Genomic DNA, 22,447 nt, shown 5'->3' on the forward strand with positions numbered 1-22,447 from the left:
GCAACGCTGCATGCGCGCCTGCCGTCATTGGGGTGTAGGGCAGCAAGGTATGTACCTGGGGCGTGGCGGTAACCGGTAACCGCTTGCTGGTTGGCGGTGGCGGTGGCGGTGGCTATTACAATCGAACAAGCACGGAGATTTGAACCGAATATGCGTCGTTATGTGGACATGAACCGACTTCAGCACCAACCCGTCGATTGACGTGGACCCGTCGTTGATGAACTCGCTGGCCGCGCCCGCGACGCCGGGCATCGCCCACGACCCTGTCGTCATTTCTAGGCGCAACGATTCATGCGCACGGTCACGCGCCGCTCAATCGATCCAGCCGCGGTCGACCAATCAAGTATTCCGCTAAGAGGCCAGTTCAAAAAGACTCTCGAGGCGCTGTTAACTTCACCGGCGACCTGTTAACCTCAAGCATCTGAGCAACAGGATCATGAGGGATGCAAGCGCCGATCGTTGATGACGAATTGTGGATACTCATCGAGCCATTACTCCCGCCGCCGAAACCGCGGCGAACGAAGAATCCAGGACAGTTTCCGGTTCCGAATCGGGCGACATTGAACGGCATCCTGTTCGTGCTCAAGACCGGCATTCGATGGAACCATCTGCCAACCCAGCTCGGCTTCGGTTCGGGGGCAACCTGTTGGCGCCGACTTCGCGACTGGCACGAAGCCGGTGTGTGGAATCGCCTCCACGAACTATTGCTCGCCAAACTGCAGGCGGCCGGCCAGATCGATTTTTCACGTGCCGCCGTCGATTCATCATCGGTACGGGCTGTTGGGGCGGGCCAAAAACTGGCCCGAACCCCACTGATCGTGCGCGACCCGGCTCCAAGCACCACATCGTCACCGACGCCAACCGCACACCTCTCGCCGCGATCCTGACTGGCGCCAACGTCAACGATGTTACGCAGTTGCTGCCGCTGATCGACGCGATTCCATCGATTCGCGGCCTGCGCGGCCACCCGATTCAACGGCCTCGCGTGGTCTACGCCAATCGCAGATACGACTCCGAGCGGCATCGGCGAGCCCTGCGCAATCGCGGTATCCAGCCAGTGATCGCGAAGCGCCGGACCCGACACGGCAGCGGACTCGGCAAGTATCGTTGGGTGGTCGAACGCACTCACTCCTGGCTCCACAGTTTTCGTCGCCTACGCACTCGCTTCGAGCGGCGGCCTGACATTCACGAAGCATTCCTGAAACTCGGTTGCTCGCTTGTCTGTTGGAACATCTTCAGGCGCATCGAGCAGTCTTTTTGAACTGGCCTCTTAGAAAAGACTCATCTGCCGCGGATCCCGCTCCGGCACCTTGATCGGCATCACATCTCTCGCAGCTATGCGCATGCGTGCAATGAGCGGTACGCCTACCCCGTCAATCGTGAGCCCGAAGCCGTACGCCTCGATGTCGTCTCGCTTCAGCTTCGGGATCGGCTCCCAACTCGGCTTCCAACCGAGCCGTGCGGTGCGAGCCAGCAACTGCCGCTTCGTTAATCCCGGCACGCAATTCGCCACGAATTGCGCGAGCGGCTTAGGAACCCACTCGGGCGGCAAACTGGGTTGGAGTGCGAATGAAACCAGCGGCAACGTCGTAGTCGTTCCTGTCTCCAGGAGAAAGGCGTCGAGGTAAGGTTAGCAGACTGCCATCGTGAATCTAAGACTGCCCGGCCGGTGGCATCACAAAGAGGCGTTCGTCCCACACCACGGGCTGCGGATCAGTCACAACGATTCGCGTTGCATCCGGGTGCGCGGGATTCACCAGCGCGTTGAACTCTGCACGGACCACGACCGACGGGACAATCAGGAGCGCGGTACGCATCTCGGTCATCCATGCGTCGCCAAACTGACGTGCTGCCTGAAGTGCCGCCGCGTCCCATCCGTCCGGCAACGTTTCGGCCGTATGGCGTTCGATGCTGACGTCGTCGGGAACACTTGCTTCGACCCATCCGTGTGTTTTCGGCACCCTGCCGATACGCGCGTGGACGAGCACCTCGAGCATGGCGCCCGCGAACGTCAGCGCCGCGTAAATGACCGGACGGCCCGGGCTGTTGAAGCGTCCGCCGATCAGCATCGCGCCGTTGCCGCTCCAGATCGTGTGCCGCGTGTCGGCGATGCGGTACAACTTCATGCCGGAAGCCCGTAGAAGAGCTTCCACAGCACTTCCTCGACGCGACGCGCGCCGAGCTCGGTGAGCGCGACGTCCAGCGGCGCACGCCCTTCAAGTTCAGGGTGCGGCGTCGACAGGAATTCCCGCGCGTCCTCTTCGTCGTTCCAGACGTAGGTGGTCGTCGCGACGATCCGGGCCAGACGCTCCGTCTTCTCGGATTCGTCCTGCGTGAGCCGGTCGCGCCGACGCTTGTAGGTTGCCTCGGGGATGATGCGTGCCAGCAGCGCGCGGCGCGCATCGGCGCCGTCGGTCGCGTGCTCAACGCCGGCCTTCAGCGCGGCCTTCGGCAGGCCGTCGCGCACACGGGCCTCGAGCTCCGCCAGCGTATGCGGGAGCGGCCGCAGTTCCATGACCGCAGCCACGGCTTCAGGGGTAACAAGTGACATGGCGACTCCCCAACAGGTATCAGTTGATACCCGATTGTAGCGCAAATGATACCTTTCGCAAGATGTTCTTGATCGTCGGGAGGCGCCGCCCCCTCGCCGGTCGCCACGTTGATACGGATCAGTGCTGCTCATTTACCAAAAAATTGGCCGAAAAAATCGTATAAACCCTTGATATATATTCATTTCATCATTCATATCGTCAAATACTGATTCCTAGAATACCGGACGGGAGATGTGCGAGACTTCAGCCATCGACGTATCGGGAGCATTCGATGAACAGCTTGGTCCTCTATGCGAAACGTCAATCTCCGCATCGCCCGATTTCTGTCGAACCAATGAAGCACCACACCCGCATGCTATCGACGGCGAACGCGTGTAGATATCGTAGAACTCTGATTTATGCGGGCCGTCGTGGCGAGCGGCCGCTTGCCGACGATCGTGTCGCCCACGACGGGAAGCCGGCGATCGCGCGCGACCGCCGGCGCACTGCATGTCACGCCGGCATCATGCGCACGTCGCGCGCCGCGCGGGCGTCTCGACCGCCGATTGCATGAACCGCTGGTCGACCGTCGCGGCAATCCGCCGCGCCGTCTCGTACAGTGCGACGCCCACCTGCTCGACCGGCATGGCGCCGGCATCGTCAGGATGCGTCAAGTACGGACATGCGAGGATCGCGATGGCCGCACCGGTCTTGTCGACGATCGGCGTCGCGATATCCGTGACGCCCGCAATGCGCGCGTTCGGGCGGCGGATGCATCCGTCCGCCCAACGCGATGCCGCCGCCTCATCGTGGCCCGACGCGCCCGGCAAGCCGACTGCTCGCGCGCCCGCCCGCAGCAAGCGGGACCGCGCATCATCACCCTGCAGCGCCCCGTACATCTCGCCGGCCGCGCTGCCCTGCAACGGCACGCGCGTGCCGACGCGAACCGCGATGTTCCACTCCGTCTCGGCGTCGGCGGCGGCAATGACGATCATAGTGTCGCCGTCGAACACCGTCAGGTAGCACGACTGCACGGTCTGCAGCGTGAACTCCTGCATTGCCGGCGTGACGAGGGCGCCGAGCGAGCGCGTCGGCGCGTGATGCTGGCCGAGAAAATACAGCTTCATCGTCAGCGCATAGCGGTCGTGGCGATCGATCCGGTAGATGTAGCCGCGCTCCTCGAGCACCTGCATCATCCGGTACAGCTCGCTGCGGCTGCGCTTGAGCGCGCGGCAGATGTCCGCCTGCGCCATGCCGTACTGCCGATCGATCAGCAATTCGAGGATATCGAGCCCCTTCTCGAGCGCCGGCGCGCGATAGTTCACCTTCTTCCGGCGCACCGGATTGCCCGAATCGCTCGGGTCCGTCTCTGGATTGCGCATGTCAGCCATTACCCTTTAAGGTGGTCGTTCGATTCGCACGGCGCGCGGCCGCGCGATACCCGGACATCGGCAGCGGGAGCGCGCTCAAGGCGTTTCCGGCCACCACGGCTGTGGGGTCGTCCTGATCAGGTAGTCGTCGAGATTCTTGCCGGCCAGCCAGCCGGGGCGCGCGCCCTTGCCCGACCACGCGCGGCCGGTGTCGGGATCGTAGTATTTCGCCGGCGCCTTCTGCTTCCCCGCCTTGACGAAACCGGCCGCACGCAGTAGTTCGATTTCGGTGATGCCGAACTCACGCACGTGCGCCGCAATTTCGTTCAGCCGCGCCTGCTTCTCCTTTTGCCGCGCTTCTTCGACGATCAGGTTCAATTGACCGAGCTGCCGCTGCAGCTCGCGTATGGTCGGATGCGTCATGTCATGCGTTCCGGGAAAACTCGACAGGTTGAGGGGCGAGCGCGCCGGTGCTCGTGCGCGGCTTGGAATGGAGACCAACGGGCAAGGCCGCCGCGCACGACGGCTCGATCGCGTCGATCTCGTCGACCTCGCCGATCATGCCGCGCAGATTGCGCAGCGACGCGTCCTTCACGCGCGGCAGCGCGGCACGCACCTGCTCGCGCAGTTGCGGCAGCGCCGCCACGAACCGCTCCAGCACCGCCGCGAGACGCGTCGCGCGCATCGCATCGGCGGGCTTCAGCAGGAAGGCGTCGGACAAGCCGAAATGGCGGAACAGCCCCTGGAACTTGTCCTGATAGGTGAGCGCCGCGACCGGCACGCCCATCCCGAGGCTCGCGATCGCCAGATGCATGCGGCCCGTCACCACGCCGTCTACCTGCCCCGCGATCGCCTTCAGCTGGGCCGCCGACATGCGCGCGCGCGGATAGCAAAGCCGCTCGCCCAACGCCGCGGCCAACGCGCGATGCAGCGGCTCGAGGCACGTGTCGTCGCCGTCGCGGCCGCGATAGTCGTGCGACAGCAGCACGACGCCGAGCCCTCGTTGCGCCGCGATCGCGCGAAGCGCGTGCTGCGCCGCCGCGACCAGCGCGGCGATGTCGGCGTCGCTGGCGCCACGGATCAGCATCGGATGCAGATTGAACGCGATCACGACATCGCCGACCGCGCGCCGTGCGTCGATCCATGCGGCGGTGTCCCGCACGCTGTCCGAAGCGTGATCCGGCTCCAGCATGAACGCCGAATCCGCGACGAGCGTCGCGGGCGCCGAGCTGAAACGCCTGAATCGGTCGAGCGACACGTCGTCACGAACGTTGACCAGCAGCCGCGCGTCGAGGCAATCGAACGCGTGCCGCAACGGCCGGTACGGCCGGGCGTTGAAGCTGAAGCCGAGAATCGTGCCGCGCACGCCGCGCCGAACCAGCAGATCGGCCGTCGCGAGCAGACGCAGCGACGTCATCGGCGAGTAGTAGCCGTCCATCACGTCGGCGCCGATGATGACCAGCGCGCTCGGGCGCAGCGCCGCGAGCCGTTCGACCGTGTCGGTGAGCCGCCACGGCTCGCGCCATGCGTCGACCGCGCGAAAGCCCATCCGCGTCGCGGCCTGCGCGGCCTGCGGCGTGGCCGTGACGACCGAGACCCGCAACGCGCGGTTGGCTGCCCGCAACCGTTCGACCACCGCGCTCAGCATCGCCTCGTCGCCTTTCGAGCCGACCAGCGTCCACGGATCGCACGGCAGTATCAGCAGATGCGCGCCGGCCGCCGCATCGTCGCGCGCGACGCAGCGTGCGGCCTCGCGGCGCCATTGCGCGGTCAATCGCTTCACGTACAGCCACACGCGCAGCCGCTGCTTCAGATCCGCCAGTTTCGACATGTCCGGTTTCCTCTGGATGGTGGAAGGTGCAAGCGCACGCGCGCACGCGCGATGTGCGAGCGTTTCGCGCAGCACGCGCAACTGCGCGTCGTGCCATGCGCGCGCGGCATCGCGCGCCGCCGCGCCCTGTGCGACGCGATGAGCGCGATCCGTCGCGAGACGGACGAGCGCATCGGCGAAAGCGCGCGGGTCCGCATCGGGCACGATCGTGACGCCGCCCGCCGCGTGCTCGCCGAGGCCGCGCGCGCCCGTTTGCGTGCTGACGGTCGGCACGCCGAGCGCCATGCTTTCGAGCAGCTTGATGTTGATGCCGGTGCCGAGCAGCATCGGGTTGATCGAGATCGGCGCGCACGCGAACGCATCGCCGAGCTCGGCGACCGGGCCGCGCTTGACGACGTGCGCGCCGTCGGGCACGGCCGCGGCGATCGTGCCGGCCAGATGCACGCGAAACGCCGGCAGCCGCGCGACAACGTGCGGCAGGATCTCGTCGACGAAATACTGCATGGCGTCGCGATTCGGCTGGTTGTCGCTGCCGACGAAGGTCGCGTCGGCATGCGGCGCGCAGTCCACCTGCGGCGGGAACGCCAGCAAGTGGCTCAGTACCGCGACCGACGGCGCGCCATCGCTGCCCAGGCGCGCGGCCAGCGCGTCGCCTTCGTCGGCTTGGATCGCCAGCGCGACGTGCGCGCGACGCAAGCCTTCGCATTCGCGCTCCGGCGGAATCGAAAACATGTAGCGCTTCGCGCCCGCGCGACCGATAAACGGCACGTGCCGGTCCGCGAAGATGTCGTGCGTGTCGAGCACTTTCACGACCGTGTCGGGGAACGCGTCGAGCGCACGCGAATAAAACACGTATTCGACGAACACGGCGTCGAATGCATGACGGCGCTGCAACGCGCGCAGCTGCGACGAGAAGCTGTCGCTGAACAGTTCGTCGAGCCCCGTGTAGTACGCGTGACGGCTGCCGACCGCCTGCGCCGCCAGCCGACGCACGAGCCATGCGACGCGCTTGAGCCGATAGCACGCGAGCGCGACGCCCGTGCGATGCAGTACCTGCACGTGGTCGGCGCCGAATTCGTCGCGATGCGCGTCGAGGTCCATGCCGCCGGTCTGCCGCGACTCCAGGTAGACGAAGTGCACGTCGCAGCCGAGCGACCGCACCGCGCGCGCCAGATTGAGGATGCGGCTGCGGTTGCCGGCGTTGACCGGAAACAGCGGAACGGGTGAAACGATCGCGACTTTCATGAAGCACTTCCTTTGGGTGGCGCCGGCGGCTGCGCGCCGTCGGGCGCACGATGACGAATGGCGACGAACGCGCCGACCCGCACGGACTGCCCGCGCGCGAAGCCGACGCCATGAACGTAGATGCCGCGTTCGTGATCGACGTCGTGAACGAACGGGCCGCCGAGGACGGGCAGCCAGCGGAACTGCGCGTCGTCGAGCATGCCGGCCGGCGTGTCGGTGTACAGCGTCATCGGCGGATACGCGCCGACGCGCACGGCAGCCGCCGACGCCCCGCGTTCCGGCAGCCGCACCGACGCGTAGAGATCCCAGCGCCCGTCGCGCGGCAGCGTGTCGAGCTTCAGCTGGACCGCCCAGACGCCCGAATCGCCACGAATCGCGATCGCCGCACCCTCGGGCGCAGCGGCGTCGGCCACCAGCCGCGCGCTGTCGTACAGATTCACGCGCGACACCTCGATCGCCCGCCAGTCGGCGGCGGCGACGCCGGCCGCGATCGACGGCGCGACGACCGGATGGCGGTCGATGTCGAGCAATGCATCGAGTGCGGCGAGATCGCCGCTTTGCCGGTACTGGCGCAGGCCGGCCGCCTGAATCGCCGCGTCGAGGCGCGCGCGCCGCGCGCCGAGTGCGAGATCCCAGCCGTCCTGCGCCGCGCGCGCCGCATAACGATCGCGCAGTGCGAGGATCACAAAATCGACGGGCATGCGCGCGGCCCGCACGCGCGCGCCGTGCAGCGCATCGCCGTCGACCACGCGGGCGGCCGCGTCGAAATCGCGTTCCGAGTCGCGCACGAACTCGTACGTGTACATCGACATGCCGAGCGGCGTCTGCTCGGCGAGCACGTCGCCGCTCGCGCGCAGCGCGGCGTGCATGCGGTCGATGTAGCGCACGATGGCGGGGCCGGCCGCGCCGTAATACGCGTCGCAGTATTCGCGCACGAGCGCGCGCGCGTCGGCCGTCGGCGTCCACAGCAGCCGCGCGATCAGCCACACGCGCAGGCTCGCGAACTCGCCGCCGCGCGACTGCCAGTCGCCCTCCGCGAAGTAGCCGTCGACGTGCTGCAACGTCGCGAGCCACGCGATGCTGCGGCCGATCGGATAAAGATTCGGCGTCGGCTGCAGATAGCCGCCGAAGTCCACGACGTGGTCCCACACGGTCACGTGCTGCGCGATCTCGTTCCATCGCACGAGCCCGTCGCGCAGCCGCGCGTTGCGCGCGTCGTTCAGTGCGGCGCTGTAGTCGACCTGGATCGTCATCGGGTACACGCGCACGTGGTCCGGGACGAGCATGCCGTCGGGCGGCGCGAAGCCCCAGTGATAGGCCGGCATCGCGAAGCGCGCGCCGGGCACCTCGGCGCGCACGCGCTCCGACACGTCGCGCACCAGGTCGACGAACGCCGCCGACGGCGCATCGCCATGCGCGTGCGCAAACGCACGGCTCGCGTCGTCGGGGTCCCAGCCCCAGTCCATCGCGTGGATGCCGAACCAGATGCGCGTCGGGTCGGCGCGACGCTTCAGGCGCTTGACGATCTCCGCGGCCATCGTCGCGCGGACCTCGTCCGACATCATCGCGAGTTGCCCGCCGGCATACCACGACGGGTGAGCCGACGCATGACGGTCGCGCGGCACCAGCGTCCAGAAATCGGCCTCGCCGTCGCGCGCGAGCCAGCTGTGATCCCAGATGTCGATACCGGGTGGCGACGGGCGATACGACGGCCCGTGCGATTCGCCGTTCAGCAGATTGTGCGCACGGAACGCCTTGTCCTCGCCCTCGGCGCTCAGCACCTCGCGATACGCGAAGCGCGGGATCTGCAGCACGGGCGTGGTCTCGACCTGCAGCTCGGGCTGCCGCGGCACTTCGGTCGCATCGGGCGCGAGCCATTTCACGCCCAGTCTGCGGTCGAGCCACCAGTACGCGCCGAACAGCGTGCCGCGCACGGTGTCGCCGGCGATCACGAGATCGCTGCCGCTGCGGCAGATCACGAAGCCGTCGCTGCCGAGCGCCGCGTCGCCGCAGCGGCGCGCCGCATGCTCGCCGCCGACGACGATGGCCGGCGTGCGGCCCGGCGCATCGTTCGACACGGCGAACGACGCGCCGCTGATTCGCGACAGGTAATCGGCGATCTCGTCCGCCGCATGACGCGTGACGGCATCCGCCGCGCCGGCGCGCACGACGTAGCGCGCGACGCCGTGCTGCGCGAGCCGGACGTGCGACGCGGGCGCGCGCTGCGCGTGGGCGCTGCCCGACGCGACGCTGCCGCATAGCGCGGCCAGCGCGATGCACGCCGCGATCGCGGCGAACGGCAGGCGCGTCATTGCCGCGCGATCCGCGACACGCCGGGCGGCAACGCGAGCGGCACGTGGAACTTGCGATAGAACCGCCACAGGCTGCGCAGATGATGCCGTCCGGCGCGCGATACGGGGCTCGCGGCCGATTGCCGCTGATGCTCGTGCACGAGCGTGACGCCCGGCATCCCGAGCACGCGATAGCCGGCGAGCCAGGTTCGCGCGCAGAGGTCGACGTCCTCCATGTAGAGGAAATACGCTTCGTCCATCCCGCCGAGCGATTCGAACAGTTCGCGGCGCACCACGAAGCCCGTTCCCATCACCCACTCGGCATCGAACGGATTGCCGCACGCCCACGCGTCGATCATCAGATGCCGGTCGACGCGCGCACGAAAGCGGTCGGAGCGGCCCAGCGCGGTGCGCCGCGCGAGGATGTCGAGCCAGCTGTAGAAGCGGCGCGCCGAATACTGGCGGCGGCCGTCGGGATACTGCAGGTCGAGCCCGACGAGGCCGGCCTGCGGGCACGCGTCGAACAGGTCGAGCACCTTCGCGAGCCCGTTCTCGTCGAAGCGCGTGTCGGGGTTCACGACCAGCACGTAGTCGCGCCGGCACGCGGCCATCCCGAAGTTCACGCCGGAGCCGAAGCCGCGATTACACGCCGCGCGCAGCAGCCGGACGCCGCCCGGCAGTTCGCCGCGCAAGCGCGCGTACGAGTCGTCCGGCGACGCGTTCTCGACGACGACGATGTCGCCGGCATGCGCGACGCGCAACGCGATCAAGGACGCCACGCATCGCAGCGTCATGTCGGGCGTGCCGTAGTTGACGACGATGACGCTGATTCTTCCTTCGGTTTCCATCGTGATACCCCGCGCGTTGGTTGAATGTGCTGGCCGGTGGTCCGGCTCTGTGCGTTGCCGCACGCGTCATCCCGACGCGCCGACCTGCTCGATCAGTTTCCAGAAGCGGCACGCCGAGTCGTCCCAGTTGAAGCGGCGAAGCTGCGCGCGGCCGCGTGCGACGAGCGCCTCGCGGCAGCCGGCATCGGTGCCGAGCCGCCGCATCGCGGCCGCGATGTCGGCGACCGACGCCGGATCGACGAGCATCGCCGCGCTGCCGGCCACCTCGGGCATCGCCGACACGCGCGACGTCAGCACCGGTACGTCCGACGCCATCGCCTCGAGGATCGGCAGCCCGAAGCCCTCGTACCGCGACACGAACGCGACGAACAACGCACCGCGATACAGCTTCGGCATCGCGTCGTTCGGCACGACGCCGGCGAACGTGAGGGCGTCGGCGCAGCGATGCCGCGCCGCGTGCTCGAGCAGCGCCGGATCGGGTGCGCCGGTCAGCATCAGCCGCACGCCGAGCGCGACCAGCCCGCTCGCGCCGAACGCCTCGATCAGCCGGTGCAGGTTCTTGTAGTTGCGCCGGTTGCCCGGATACAGCACGTACGGAAACGGATGGCCGAGCGTGTCGCGATTGTGCGTGTACGCGTCGTCGGCGCCGTTGTGGATCACGTGCACGCGCTCGGGCGGCATGCCCGACCACGCGAGGAATTCGTCGCGCGTGAACGCCGACACGCAGACGATGGCCGAGCAGCGGCGGTACAGCGGACGCAGCACGGTGTCGTAGTACAGCCGATGCGCACGCGTATAGAAGTGGCGATGCGTGAGATCGTGCACGACGACGACCGACGGCAGGCCCGGCCACGCGGCCGGTACGAAGCCGGGATTCCAGAACACTGCATTGCGCGCCGGCAGCTTGCGCAGCGCGCGGCTCAGCGCGAGCGGCGACAGCGGATGCGCGACGCCGCCGCCGACCGGCAACGGGGCGATGCGGATGTTGGACGGCGCGCGCGCCGCGTAAGCGGCCATCACGTTGTGGATGCCGGTGGCGGCCGGCCAGCGCGTATCCGTATAGACGGTAACGGGTACGCGGGCGGCGTGATCGGCGTGATCGCCGCAATCCGCGCACGCGGCAACCGCATCGGCCGCCGCCGTCGTCGCAATGGAGAAGGGCGTGCTCATCGCTCAATCCATCCAGCCGAGCAGCCGATGCGACGCCGCGATCCAGTAGTACTTCGCGCGCTGCGGATTGCGGCGCGCGAACGCCAGCGCGCAACCGGCGACGGGCCGCGCGATCATGTACAGCACGTAAGCGAGCGGATAGCGATTGATGCGCAGCACGTGGCCGAAGCCGCGGTTGTAGCGTCGGCCGCGCGCATACGCGTGCTCGTCGAGCACGGCGAGCGGCTCGGGATGATGTACGCGCAACTGCGGGTCGTAGCCGATCCGGCACCCGGCGCGCAACGCACGGACGAGAAAATCCACTTCCTCGCCCGCGCCCCAGCGGCTCGTCGCACCGACGCCCAGCTCGACGTCGAACTGCCCTGCCGCGCTCACCGCCGAGCGGCGCAGGAAGATCGTGTAGGACGTCGCGCAGACCCACACGTTGAAGCGGTTCACGGGCTGCGCCGCGGTGGCCCACCGTCCCTGCGACGGCCGCCCCGCGGCATCGATGCTCATGCCGGTCACGCCGTCGAGCATGCGGTCGGCGGACAGCAGCGCGGCGACCGCGTGGAGCGTGCCGGGCCGATACCAGCAGTCGTCGTCGGGGAACGCGACCACGTCGCCCGTCACCGCCTGCAGCCCGACGTTGGTCGCCCGCGACTTGCCCTTCTCCGAACGCAGATGGACGATGCACAGCCGCTCGCGATACCGCTCGACGATGCGTGCGACGCGCGCGTCCGGGTTCTGGTCGACGACGATGACTTCGAGGTCGGCGTAGGCCTGCTGCAGCAGCGAATCGAGCATGCGTTCGATCTCGTCGCTGCGGCCGAGCGTCGCCATGATCAGGGAGAATTTCATCGGATGGGCACGGAAGGGAACGGGGATCGGAGCCGCGCGGCGGGCGGTGCGGCGCGCACCGTCCGGCGGACCGCGCGCGGCGCGCGGGCGAACGACGCGAGATAGCCGAGGAACAGGAACGACGTTTCGCTCTGGTGCATCGGATTGATCAGCGACCAGGCAGCGATCGGCGCGAGCAGCAGCATCGCGCGCCGCCCCTGGCCGAGGCCGCCGAAGAACACGGCCCACGCGAGCAGCCCGATCGGACCGGCGACCAGCAGCAGGTCCAGCGGCGCGCAAAACACCGCGCTCGTGCCCTCGCCGAGCCCGCGCACGGCGACCGCCGAATGCGAGAAGTAATGCTCGACGAAGCCGAAGCCGTGGCCGATCCAGTCGCGGCCGACGAGCTTGACCGACTCGACGAACGCAAGGCCGCGCTCCTGCTGCAGCCGCACCTGCAGCTGGTCGCCGGTCAGCTCGCGCGTGAACATGTACAGATAGAACGCCGCGCCGGCGGCCATCGTCAGCACCTTCGCGAACAGATGGCCGCGCACCTGCAGCAGGATCACGAGCGCGCACGCGATCAGCACCGTCTTCGATTCGCTCAGCAGCGTCACGACCAGCGCGAGCGCGACGAACTTCGCGACGTCGGACACGCGGCGCGGCGACTGCAGGAAGCACGCGTACGCGCTCAGGAAGAAGAACGCCGCGAACCAGTTGCGCTCCTTGAACGACCCGTGAACGGCGTTCTGCATGAAATCGACTTTCTCATACAGCACGGGCACGTCGAAGTACTGCAGCGCGTACTGGATCGCGACGAATGCCGCGATCGCGACATAGCCGAATGGCAGCGGCCGCCGGCACGCGCGCGCGCCGTAGTAGCGGCCGATCAGATAGAACGCCGGCATCACGAAGATGAATTTCACGATCTGCTCGGCGGCCTTGAAGCGCGGATAGCCGGACAGGAAGGTGGTCGACAGCGCGGCGCCCGCGAACAGCGCGAACGCCCACACTTCCCATGCGCCGACGTGGATGCGCCGACGCACCAGCAGCACCGGCAGCACCAGCACCGCGAACAGCTGTCCGAGCTGCGCGCCGCCGATCTTCAGGAACTGGATCGAATTCAGCAGCAGCAGCGCCAGCAGGACGGCGTCGGCGACGTCGAAGCGCGCGCGCCGCGCGGGCGTCGGCGCGGCGGAATGCGACAACGGACCAACGACGGCGCTCATGTCGCGCTCCTCGCCGCGCGCAGTGCGATCAGCATCGACACGGTGCGGCGCGCGGTGTCGCGGCGCAGCATCCACGTCGCGCCGACGTACGCGCTCGCGAAGCAGACGATCAGCAGCGGCAACCGGACCAGGACCGGCACGCCGCCGAGATGCGCGCCCGCCTGCCGCACGATCGCCGCGCAGCCGAGGGCGATCAGATACGGCGGCACGAGCCGGCCCAGCAGCCGCGCGCGGTCCACTGCCAGCTCGACGACGACCGCGCCGAAACTGAGCGGCGTGATGCACAGCACCGCGCCGACGTACAGCCATGCGAGCTGCGCGACGCGCTGCGACGGCACGGCCACCATCGTCGCGAGCACCAGCGCGAGCTTGACGAGCGTCAGCCACATCGTCACGTGCGGGCGGCCGCGCGCCGCGAGGAACGCGCCGTTGACGAACTGCACGGTCTGCACCGCTCCGAGCGCCATCAGCGGCGTCATGACCGCGGCGCTGGCGGCCCAGCGCGCACCGAACAGCACGATCGTGATGTCGTGGCTCAACACGGCCATCAGCACGAACAGCGGCGCCGCCGTCATCGCCGCGAGGCCCGTGACGTCGACGTAGGTGGCCGCCATCCGCTCGGCGTCGTGTGCGACGCGCGACAGCACGGCGAGCGCGACGTCGGTCGCCGCGCGGCACAGCAGCTCGAGCGCCGTCTGATAGAGCCGCGCGCCGATCGCATAGATGCCGAGGCCGGCCGCGCCGTACAGCGCGACGACGATCAGGTCGACGGTGCGCGTCGCCCACCAGTCGATCAGCCGCGCGGCGACGACATGCGCGCCGAAGCGCGCGAGCGGCGCGAACGTCGACACGTTGCGGCGGCCGCGCGGACGCCATACCGGCCGGCGCCACAGCCACGCCGCGGAGACCGTCATGAAGGTCGCCGCCTGCGCGATCAGGCTCCACGCGCCGGCGCCGGCCACCGCGAGCGCAACGGCCACCGCGCCCGCGACGCTCACCGACACGAGCTGGCGCATCGCGAGCGTCCGGAAATCGAGCCGCCGCTTGTACAGCGCCTCCTGAAACGAGCCGGCCGAGCCGATCGGCACGAACGCGGCGGCCACCCGCAGATACGGCGCGAGCCCCGGCACGCCGAGCCATGCTTCGACGCGCGCGGCGAGCGCGAACAGCACGGCCGCGAGCACGACGGCCATGCCGATCGAGAACGCGAACGGCCATTCGAGATCGTCGTCGGCGAGCGCGGCGCGCTGGACCACCGCATCGCCGAGGCCGCCTTCGGCGATCATCAGCACCAGCGACAGCGACAACGTGACCGCCGCGGCAAGGCCGACGTCGGCCGGACCGAGCCAGCGCGCGACCAGCAGATACGTGACGAGCGTGACGAGCTTGCCGCCCCAGGCCTGCACCAGCGCCCACGCGAGGCCGCGCACGGTGCGCGCACCGAGCCGCTCGCCGCCGGGCGACGCGTGCGCATGAGCGGGCACGGGCGCAGGCGCGAACTCGCGCAGCGCCGGCTCAGTGCTCGGTTTCATATGCGTAATTCCGTTCGCCGTACGTGCCGTAGACGGCCTGCCGGCGCGGCACGTCGTTCAGCACCACGCCGCTGATCGCGATGCCCGCGTTGCGCAGGCGTCGCTCCGCCTCGCGGATCTCCGGCATCGAACTGCGGCCGTGCCGCACGCACAGCAGCGTCGTCGCGCCGTGACGGCCGATGGTCGCCGCGTCGTGCAGCGCGAGGATCGGCGCGGTGTCGACGATGACGATGTCGTAGCGCCGCGACGCGGCGTCGAGCACCGTCTTGAAGCGGCCGTCGTTGAACAGCTCGGACGTGCGCGCGACCGCGCCGCGCGGCAGCACGTCGACGCCGGCGATCGACGTGCGCTGCACGCCGCGCTCGAGCGCGCCGCTCGCGATCACGTCGGGCAGCCCCGGCGCGGCCGGCAGGCCGAAGTGCCGATGCGCCTGACCGCGGCGAATGTCCGCGTCGATCAGCAGCACGCGCTTGCCGCCCGACGCGAACAGCGACGCGAGGTTCGCGCACAGGAACGACTTGCCGGCGTTCGGCTGCGGGCTCGTGACCATGATCACGTGGTGGCCCGTCTCGGACAGCGTGAACTGCAGCGTCGTGCGCAGGCTGCGGATTGCGTCGACGGTGACGTCCTCCGGGATCTCGGAGGCGAGCACGTGCGGGCCCTGCGCCGCGCGCTGTTGGCTGCGCACGAGGCGCCGCTGCGCGCGGCTGTGCGGCACCACCGCATAGACCGGCACGCCGAGCGCCTGCTCCAGATGCTCCGAGTGTTCGACGCGGCCCCACACGGCGCGCTGCGCGAACGGCGCGGCCACGCCGAGCGCGATGCCGACGCACAGCGACAGCGCGATCACGAGCAGGCGCTTGGGCTTGACCGGCTTCACCGGCAGCACCGGCTGGTCGACCGCGCGGACGTTGCCGATCTCGCTCTGCTTCGCGATGTTCAGCTGCTGCGCGGTGTTGAGCAGGTTGGTGTACAGCTCGGTGTTCACGCGCACGTCGCGCAGCACCGCGAGGCCCTCGCGCTCCGTATCGGGCAGCCTCGCTTCGCGCGTGCGCAGTTCCGCCGCCTTGCCCGCGAGTTCGGCGAGGTTCGCATCGAGCGCCTGCACGGCCGGATGACCGTCGGCGAAGCGCGCGATCAGGTCGACGCGCCTTTGCTTGAGTTCGAGCATGCGCGTGTCGATGTCGACTTCCTGGCCGAGCAGCAGCTTGCCCTGCTCGTCGAGATCGACCGTGCGCGTGCGCGCGCGGAACTTCGCGTAGCGCTCCTCGGCGTCCTTCAGCGTCTGCTCGACCGCCGGCATGCTGATCTTCAGCGACTCGAGCGTGGCGGCCGCCTCCTTGCTCCGGTAGTCGCGGTTCTGCGCGACGTAGCCGTCCACCACCGCCTTCAGGATCTCCCTGATGCGCACCTTGTCGTCGCCCTCGAGCGTGACCGACAGGATCCCCGACTGCTTCGCCTTTTCCTCGACGCTCAGATCGTCCTGCAGTTGCGCGACGGCCTCGATCTGCGGGATGCGCTTGAGCCGGAACGTCGTGCCGGGGCGCGCGTCGAGCGCCGCGACCAGCAGCGTCAGCGGCTTGCCCTGGTACTCGCCATGCGCCGGTGCGCCGACCGCGCCGCTCAGCACGATGGCGTCGTCGTCGTCCCGCAGCATGTAGCGGCCGCCGTCCAGCGCGGTCACGGTGAACCACAGCCCGTCCAGCGCATCGACGCCGTCGTGGCTCGTCGCGCCGGCCGTCTCGAACGTCGCGACGTCGAACCGCTCGCCGCCCCACGCGAAGCGCGACAGGCCCCACAGCGGCGGCGCGATGCCTTCGCCGCGATAGCGGCGCGCGACCCAGCGGCCGATCAGCGGGACATAGCGCGGCTCGGCAACGAGGTTCAGATGCTGCTTGGTGACGACCGCGTCGATCACCATGCGCGCACGCACGAGCTCGAGTTCGGCGGCGGTCGTGCTGCCGTTGTCGAGCAGCGCCGCGATGTCGTGCAGCGGCGAGTTGCCGGCGGCGGTCGATTCGTTGACCTGGATCGTCGCGTCGACCCGATACACCGGCGTCGCGAACACCGCGTACAGCAGGCCCAGCAGGAACACGCCGGCCGCGATGCCGAGCACGAGGCGCCAGCGCGCCAGCACGATGTCGACGTAGGACGAGAGCGGCGCATCGTCGTACAACGCCGCGTCGTAGAGCCGTGCTTCGGAGAGGTCGTTCATGGCGAATCCAGTGTCTATCGGGTTACAGCGCGGTCGCTGCGACGCGGCGGGCGCTCATTTCGCGACAAGCGCGCCGGTCATGCCGGCATTGATCGCGGGCAGCAGCAGCGACAGCACGCGGCTGAAGCGCACGAGGCCGTTGCCGTCGACATAGACGACGTCCTTCGGCGCGAGCCTGAAGTCGTTCGCGAGGACCATCGCGACCGGCGACTTCGCGTCGAGATGGAACACGTCCGGCGTACGCGAGCCGCGCGCGCGGATCACGTACACCTGCGCGGTGTCGGCCGTGCCGCTGTTGAAGCTGCCGGCCTGCTGCAACGCGTCGCCGAGCGTGAGCGACCCGTCGCGCAGCGGTAGCGCGAGCGTCGGCTTCGTGACCTCGCCCATCACGTATGCGCCGCTGTCCTCGCGCGACTGCACGCGCAGCACGTCGCGATTGCGCAGCAGGATGCGCGCCGGGTCGATCCGCCGCGCGACGAGCCGCGACAGGTCGAGCACGTAGCGCGCGTCGCCGCGCAGCAGCTCGATCCGGCTGCGGTCGGCAGTGGGCTGCAGGCCGCCCGCACGATCGAGCGCCTCGATGAGCGTCATCGGCACGTCGTTGATCGGCTGGTTGCCGGGATTGCGCACCTCGCCTTCGACGTAGACCTGCTGGCTCCGGTACGACGTGACGCGCACGGTGACCTGCGGATCGCGGAACGTTTTCGCGAGCGCGACGCGGAACGCATCGCGCACCTCGGTCGTCGTCCTGCCTGTAACCGCGACCGTGCCGACATACGGAAACTGCACGCTGCCGTTCTCGTCGACGACGAAGCCACCGACCGGGTCGCTCGGCCGTTGCGTCGACGACGTCTGGGTGGTCGGCGCCGCCGCGGACAGCTCCGGGTGGTCCCACACCGTGATCTGCAGCACGTCGCCCGCGCCGATGCGGTAACCGCCCTTCCCACGCTCGGCCAGCAGCGCATCGACGTTCGCCGACCGGTCGCCGGCGTCGCCGCCGTCGCCGTCGCGCATCCGCTGCAGCAGGTCGACGTCGATCTCGCGGATCGGCACGTCGAGCGCCCGCGCCGGCTCGCCGTTGCGCGCACTGCTCAGCTGAAGGGCCGGCGCGTCGTTCATCCGCATGCCCGGTGCGACCGCGCAGCCGGCCACGACAACGGACAGCGCGAGCGGCGCCAGCGCGCGGCCCCAACGGCCCGGTCGGCCTCGGCGGCCCCAACGGCCTGCGGTCGATACAACGTCTGATGCTCGATTCATTGCGGCCTCGTATGTCGGGCTGTCGTTGCGTCCGTCGCGGCAGCAGGCGCACGGCGGCTCTCGTTTCGTTGCGCGACGGCGAGCGTCCGTGCGCGCCGCTCGCATGCGTTGCGGTCGGTCACCATGGCGAGCGAGCCCACGGTGGCGCGAGGCCGGGCCAGTCGTCGCGCGCACCGTCCTGCGCGCCGCGAGTCGGAACCGCGACGCGGCGCGCGTGGCCGGCGCGCGGCACGCCCGGCAGGTCGGGCGCGTCGAGCGAGAACGCACGCATGCGCCGCTCGATCGGCAGCAGCGCGTAATCGCCGGCTGCCGGCACGGCAACGCCGGACGCGGCCGCCGGCTTTGCACGCGCGCCACGCGCGCCATCCGCGCGCGACGTTCGCGAGGCCGGCGAGCCCACGCGCGGACACCGTCAGCGCAGCGGCCGCACACGCACCGCCGTGCGGCGCCGCTGCGCCGATCGCGCACGCGAGCATCGCGAACCGCAGCGCGCGCCGTCGCATCACGCGCCTCCATGTGCGGCGGCGGCCGGAATGCGTGCGATCCACTGCGCGACCGCGCGCTCGATATGGGCGGCCACGGCGTCGAACACGTCCGCCGACTTGCCGACCGGATCCTCGATATCGCGCTTGGTCGCGTGGTCGAGCTGGAACACGCGGCCGCGCGCAAACGGATAGCGGCGTTCGATTTCGCGGCACTGGACGAGCGTCATCGCGAGAATCAGCTGCGAGGCGCGCACGTGGCCCAGATGCACGGGCTGCGCGATATGCGGCGTGAGGTCGAAGCCACGCGCGCGCATCGCGTCGATCGCGGCCTGCGCGGCGGGCCGCCCGGCCAGCGCGATCAGTCCCGCGCTGCGCACCTGGATGAACGGCAGCGCCCGCGCGAGCATCGCGCTCGCCATCGGGCTGCGGCACGCGTTGCCGTCGCAAACGATCAGAATGCGTTCGATCATGGGCAGCCTCAGTACGCGTTCGGATGCACGAAGCCCTTCAGCACCGTGGCCGCGACGATTCGCATGTCGAGCCCGAAGGACCAGTTGCGCAGGTAATAGAGGTCGTGCTGGACGCGCCCGACCATCTTGTCGAGTTGGTCGGTTTCGCCGCGATAGCCGTTGACCTGCGCCCAGCCGGTGATACCGGGCTTGATCCGGTAGCGATGGATGTAGCCGTCGACGAGCGGCCGGTACAGATCGTCGTGCTCGATCGCATGCGGCCGCGGCCCGACGACCGACATGTCGCCGCGCAGCACGTTGAAGAACTGCGGCAGTTCGTCGAGGCTCGTGCGGCGCAGGAATGCGCCGACCCGCGTGATGCGCGCATCGCCGCGCGTGGCCTGACGCACGACGCCGGCCGGGTCGGCGTGTACGCGCATGGTGCGGAACTTGTAGATGCGGAAGACGCGGCCGTCCGCGCCTTTCCGATACTGCGTAAACAGCACCGGGCCCGGCGACGACAGCTTCACCGCGACGGCGATCGCGCCGAGCAGCGGCGCGAGCGCGACGAGCGCCGCCGCCGCGAACACGCGGTCGAACAGCGCCTTCTGCAGCAGCGCGCGATGCGACATCGGCGACGCGACCAGATTGATCGCGGGCATCCCGACCAGATCCATCATCGTGCCGCCGAGCCACGCAATGCTGCGCATGTCCGGCATGAAGCGGATGTTGACGAGGTCGTCGCCGAACGCCTTCAACACGCGCCGGATCGTGCGCTCCTCGCAGATCGGCACGGCGAGCCAGATTTCGGTGGCCGCTTCGGCGCGCACGGCCGCGGCGAACGCGGCGAAGTCGGTGATCGCCGGAAGCACGCCGTTGGACGCGCCGGCCGGATCGTGGAACAGCACCGGGCGAAAGCCGCTCGCGGGCGACAGCGCGAGCGTCTCGATCACGCGCACCGCATAGGCGCCGCTGCCGACGATCGCCACCTTGCGCAGGTTCAGGCCCGCATGCCTGACGCGCGCGAGCATCGCATACGCGAGCATGCGCATCGCGATGAATCCACATCCGGCGATGCCGGTCCAGTACGCGAACCACAGGCGCGACACCTGATCGGCCCGATGCAGCGCGAACAGCAGCACCAGGTTGCAGGCCTGCACCGCGATCCACGCGGCGCTGATGCGGCTGATCATCGCGATCCACGAGCGCCCGCGCCACGACTGATACACCTGCAAGGCTGGAAACACGGCGAGCGTCAGCATCACGACGAACGGCACGACCATCGCGTCGGATCGGCCGAGCGGGTCATCGGCGAAGCGCACATGCGACGCGACGGCCGCCGCGGCCACCACGACCACCGCGTCGAGCACGCGCGCCACCATCGACTGAACTCCAAACATGGGCTTTCTCCACGCGGCGCACGAGCGCGCCGCAATCGCGGTCACACGCGTCCGTAGGCGTCGTCGAAGCGAACGATGTCGTCTTCGCCCAGATAGCTGCCGGTCTGCACTTCGATGATTTCCAGCGGCAGCCGCCCCGGGTTTTCGAGCCGGTGGCGCACGCCCATCGGGATGTACATCGATTCGTTCTCGCCGAGCAGGAACTGCTCGTCGCCGCGCGTGACGGCCGCGGTGCCTTTCACGACGGTCCAGTGTTCGGCGCGATGGTGATGCATCTGCAACGACAGACGCGCGCCCGGATCGACGACGATCCGCTTCACCTGAAAGCGCTCGCCGCGATCGACCGAGTCGTAACAGCCCCACGGACGCCGCACCAGCCGATGCGTGTCGGCTTCCGCGCCGCGTTCGGCCTTGATCCGTGCCACCAGCGACTTGACGCCCTGAACCTGCTCGCGGTTCACCACCAGCACCGCATCGGGCGTCTCGACCACCGCCACGTTGCTGACGCCGACGCACGCGACGAGCCGGCCCTCGGAATGCGCGTAGCACGCGGCTGCGTCCTCGAACATCACGCGCCCGCGTCCGGCGTTGCCGTTCGCGTCCTTGTCGAGCGCGTCCCAGACGCCATCCCACGAACCGAGGTCCGACCAGCCGGCTTCGAGCGGCACCGCGACGGCCGCCGGCGGTTCGGCGAGCGACGAGAGCCGCTCCATCACCGCGTAGTCGATCGAGTTCGACGGACACGCGGCGAACGGCTGCGCGGCCGGATGGAAGCAGTCCGCCGCGGCGGCGCCGTCGCGGATCGCGGCGACGCACGCGTGATGAATCTCCGGCGCAAGCGCGGCGATCGCACGCAGCCACACGCTGGCGCGCACGACGTAGATCCCGCTGTTCCACCAGTGCGACCCGGACGCGACGTAATGCGCGGCGATTTCCGGCGCGGGCTTCTCGACGAACGCATCGAGCGCGAACGCGCCCGCGGCGCCGTCCAGCGCCACCGGCATGCCGGTGCGCAGATAGCCGAAGCCCGAATCGGCATGCGTCGGCCGCACGCCGAGCGTCGCGAGGCAACCGAGCTGCGCGTAGCGCAACGCCGTCTCCATCGCGCGCTCGAACGCGGCCGTATCGGCGATCGCGTGATCGGCCGGCATCACCGCCAGCACCGCATCGCCGTGCCGCACGCGCGCAAGTTCGGCCGCGAGCGTCATGGCGGGTGCCGTGTCGCGCCGCGCCGGCTCGACGATCACCTGCGCGCGCAGCTCGCTCGCCGCGAGCTGGCGCACCGTGATGTGCCGATGCGCGTCGCCGCACACCACCTGCGCAGCGGCCAGCTCGAAGGTCGCGGACAGACCGCGCACGCGACGCAGCGTCGATTCCAGCAACGATTCGTCGCCGACGAGCTGCGTCAGCTGCTTCGGATGCTGCTCGCGCGACATCGGCCACAGCCGCGTGCCCGCGCCGCCGGCCAGGATCACCGGCACGACCGCGGCGGCGGCGCCGCCGCGGCCGGGTTCGTGCAGATCCGAATCGGCAATGCGCGCATTACCGATGGAAGCGAGTTCGCCCATTTTTGCGCTCCTCAATGCAAGCTGTTTTCGCATGCACGGAAATGCCGGACGCGTTAAGCCCTCGGTATCCCGATGCATCGCACATTCGCCGCGAATGCGATTCATTCGCGCGAACCAATCAATTAATTCGAATGCCCTTATGAAATCGAATTCGCGACTAGCGGACCCACGCCACGATTCGCGAGGGCCATGCGGACGTTGAACGCA

The 22,447-nt window shown here is 69.1% G+C and carries 19 protein-coding genes; 1 reads left to right on the top strand and 18 read right to left on the bottom strand.

From position 1 onward, the window contains the following. The first annotated feature begins 443 nt into the window (after positions 1-443). Positions 444-1,261, top strand: a protein-coding gene (locus WJ35_RS30465; protein ID WP_106919368.1) for an IS5-like element ISBvi5 family transposase whose coding sequence is annotated in 2 segments (ribosomal slippage) — positions 444-792 and positions 792-1,261 — 819 coding nt in all. Because the reading frame shifts where the segments join, the coding sequence is not laid out codon by codon here. A 9-nt stretch (positions 1,262-1,270) separates the two neighbouring features. On the opposite strand, the gene WJ35_RS32260 is transcribed toward WJ35_RS30465, so the two are convergent. From WJ35_RS32260 to WJ35_RS18315, 18 genes are all read right to left on the bottom strand, one after another. Then, positions 1,271-1,477, bottom strand: coding sequence for a hypothetical protein (locus WJ35_RS32260; RefSeq protein ID WP_230459691.1), 207 nt, complete (start codon positions 1,475-1,477; stop codon positions 1,271-1,273). A 175-nt stretch (positions 1,478-1,652) separates the two neighbouring features. Continuing rightward, positions 1,653-2,126 (bottom strand): RES family NAD+ phosphorylase, encoded by a 474-nt coding sequence (locus tag WJ35_RS18235; RefSeq protein WP_069239635.1) that lies wholly within the window; start codon positions 2,124-2,126, stop codon positions 1,653-1,655. Next, positions 2,123-2,551, bottom strand: coding sequence for an antitoxin Xre/MbcA/ParS toxin-binding domain-containing protein (locus WJ35_RS18240; RefSeq protein ID WP_069239636.1), 429 nt, complete (start codon positions 2,549-2,551; stop codon positions 2,123-2,125). The genes WJ35_RS18235 and WJ35_RS18240 overlap by 4 nt, the downstream gene beginning before the upstream one ends. 504 nt (positions 2,552-3,055) lie before the next feature. Further along, a complete protein-coding gene (locus WJ35_RS18245) occupies positions 3,056-3,913 on the bottom strand; it encodes an IclR family transcriptional regulator (protein ID WP_011879771.1) in 858 nt (285 codons plus the stop codon). 84 nt (positions 3,914-3,997) lie between these two features. Then, positions 3,998-4,324: an H-NS family nucleoid-associated regulatory protein gene (locus WJ35_RS18250; protein ID WP_011879770.1), complete on the bottom strand. Its 327-nt coding sequence runs from the start codon at positions 4,322-4,324 to the stop codon at positions 3,998-4,000. 1 nt (position 4,325) lies between these two features. Continuing rightward, positions 4,326-6,977 (bottom strand): polysaccharide pyruvyl transferase family protein, encoded by a 2,652-nt coding sequence (locus WJ35_RS18255; protein ID WP_045579543.1) that lies wholly within the window; start codon positions 6,975-6,977, stop codon positions 4,326-4,328. Further along, entirely contained in the window at positions 6,974-9,289 is a 2,316-nt protein-coding gene (locus tag WJ35_RS18260; protein ID WP_045579542.1) for a DUF4838 domain-containing protein, read from the bottom strand. Before WJ35_RS18260 ends, WJ35_RS18255 begins: the two co-directional genes overlap by 4 nt. Continuing rightward, positions 9,286-10,116 (bottom strand): glycosyltransferase family 2 protein, encoded by an 831-nt coding sequence (locus WJ35_RS18265; protein ID WP_011879767.1) that lies wholly within the window; start codon positions 10,114-10,116, stop codon positions 9,286-9,288. The genes WJ35_RS18260 and WJ35_RS18265 overlap by 4 nt, the downstream gene beginning before the upstream one ends. 66 nt (positions 10,117-10,182) lie before the next feature. Beyond that, on the bottom strand, positions 10,183-11,286 hold the full coding sequence (locus WJ35_RS18270) for a glycosyltransferase family 4 protein (protein ID WP_059474233.1): 1,104 nt from the start codon (positions 11,284-11,286) through the stop codon (positions 10,183-10,185). 3 nt (positions 11,287-11,289) lie between these two features. Continuing rightward, a complete protein-coding gene (locus WJ35_RS18275; protein WP_011879765.1) occupies positions 11,290-12,126 on the bottom strand; it encodes a glycosyltransferase in 837 nt (278 codons plus the stop codon). After that, a complete protein-coding gene (locus tag WJ35_RS18280) occupies positions 12,123-13,334 on the bottom strand; it encodes a hypothetical protein (RefSeq protein ID WP_011879764.1) in 1,212 nt (403 codons plus the stop codon). Before WJ35_RS18280 ends, WJ35_RS18275 begins: the two co-directional genes overlap by 4 nt. Further along, on the bottom strand, positions 13,331-14,866 hold the full coding sequence (locus tag WJ35_RS18285) for an oligosaccharide flippase family protein (RefSeq protein WP_052747030.1): 1,536 nt from the start codon (positions 14,864-14,866) through the stop codon (positions 13,331-13,333). The genes WJ35_RS18280 and WJ35_RS18285 overlap by 4 nt, the downstream gene beginning before the upstream one ends. After that, positions 14,850-17,081, bottom strand: coding sequence for a polysaccharide biosynthesis tyrosine autokinase (locus WJ35_RS18290; RefSeq protein WP_011879762.1), 2,232 nt, complete (start codon positions 17,079-17,081; stop codon positions 14,850-14,852). Before WJ35_RS18290 ends, WJ35_RS18285 begins: the two co-directional genes overlap by 17 nt. A gap of 54 nt (positions 17,082-17,135) precedes the next feature. After that, a complete protein-coding gene (locus WJ35_RS18295) occupies positions 17,136-18,338 on the bottom strand; it encodes a polysaccharide biosynthesis/export family protein (protein WP_046423199.1) in 1,203 nt (400 codons plus the stop codon). Positions 18,339-18,456: 118 nt separating this feature from the next. Then, complete coding sequence (locus WJ35_RS32265) at positions 18,457-18,654, bottom strand: hypothetical protein (RefSeq protein WP_227893099.1); 198 nt, start codon at positions 18,652-18,654, stop codon at positions 18,457-18,459. 186 nt (positions 18,655-18,840) lie between these two features. Continuing rightward, positions 18,841-19,293 carry a protein-tyrosine-phosphatase gene (locus WJ35_RS18305; protein WP_011879759.1) on the bottom strand — a complete coding sequence of 151 codons (453 nt, stop codon included), beginning with the start codon at positions 19,291-19,293 and terminating at the stop codon, positions 18,841-18,843. An 8-nt stretch (positions 19,294-19,301) separates the two neighbouring features. Continuing rightward, positions 19,302-20,672 (bottom strand): undecaprenyl-phosphate glucose phosphotransferase, encoded by a 1,371-nt coding sequence (locus WJ35_RS18310; protein WP_034194356.1) that lies wholly within the window; start codon positions 20,670-20,672, stop codon positions 19,302-19,304. A 41-nt stretch (positions 20,673-20,713) separates the two neighbouring features. Next, positions 20,714-22,240 (bottom strand): mannose-1-phosphate guanylyltransferase/mannose-6-phosphate isomerase, encoded by a 1,527-nt coding sequence (locus tag WJ35_RS18315; RefSeq protein ID WP_069239637.1) that lies wholly within the window; start codon positions 22,238-22,240, stop codon positions 20,714-20,716. Positions 22,241-22,447 lie beyond the last annotated feature (207 nt).

Source organism: Burkholderia ubonensis, from assembly GCF_001718695.1.
GTDB lineage: Bacteria > Pseudomonadota > Gammaproteobacteria > Burkholderiales > Burkholderiaceae > Burkholderia > Burkholderia ubonensis_B.